Raw genomic sequence first — 842 nt, 5'->3', positions numbered from 1 at the left:
AATCAGAGTACAATGGATAAGTTAATAGAAATGCGCCTTACCACAATGGCAGATGCATTCCGCAACCAACTCAATGACCCAAAATTCAAGGAGGTTCCCTTTGAGGATCAATTCGGTATGCTGGTGGATATCGAATACAGCAGTCGCAAAAACAACCGTCTCAAAAGACTGATCAAGAATGCCGGTTTCGATCAGCCGGAAGCGAATATCATGGATATCAACTATACTTCCGGACGCAAGCTAAACAAGGAACTGATTCGCAGACTTGCTACCTGCGAATATATATCTGAACATCGGAATCTTTTTATTACCGGTGCTACAGGCTGCGGTAAAACTTACATGGCCTGTGCCTTTGGCATGGAAGCCTGTAAGCAGTATTACAATACCAAATATATCCGTCTGCCTGATCTGCTTATTGATCTGGAGGTGGCACGGACAGATGGCAACTACAAAAAGGTGATGGCTAAATATGCCAATCCCGTTGTCCTGATTTTGGACGAATGGCTTCTATTGAAACCAACGGAATCTGAACAAAGAGATATCTTCGAACTACTCCATCGGAGACGCAAGAAATCTTCAACGATTTTTTGCTCCCAGTATGAGTTCGAGGAATGGTACGACCAACTGGGTGGTGATGATAGTCCTCTGGCAGATGCAATCATTGACCGCATTGCTCATGACAGTTATCGTATCAACATTACAAGCATTGATGCCGAACATGATATCTCGATGCGAGAGGTTTATGGCTTGGACAAAACATTACGTGAGTAAACTCGCATAAGCGGTTCCCGCTAGCCCGGACAGACGGTTTCCCGTCTGCCGGACTTGCGGTGTTACCGCAC

1 protein-coding gene is annotated in these 842 nt (G+C 45.2%); it reads left to right on the top strand.

The window, feature by feature from the left end; genetic code table 11:
• A partial coding sequence (istB, locus tag ACTNC6_RS16125) for an IS21-like element helper ATPase IstB (RefSeq protein ID WP_441044655.1) occupies positions 1 to 771 on the top strand: 771 nt, incomplete at its 5' end.
• Between the last annotated feature and the right edge of the window lie 71 nt (positions 772 to 842).

This window comes from Blautia sp. HCP3S3_C4 (genome assembly GCF_052064095.1).
Taxonomy (GTDB): Bacteria; Bacillota; Clostridia; order Lachnospirales; family Lachnospiraceae; genus Blautia_A.
This window is presented reverse-complemented; position numbering and strand designations above follow the sequence as displayed.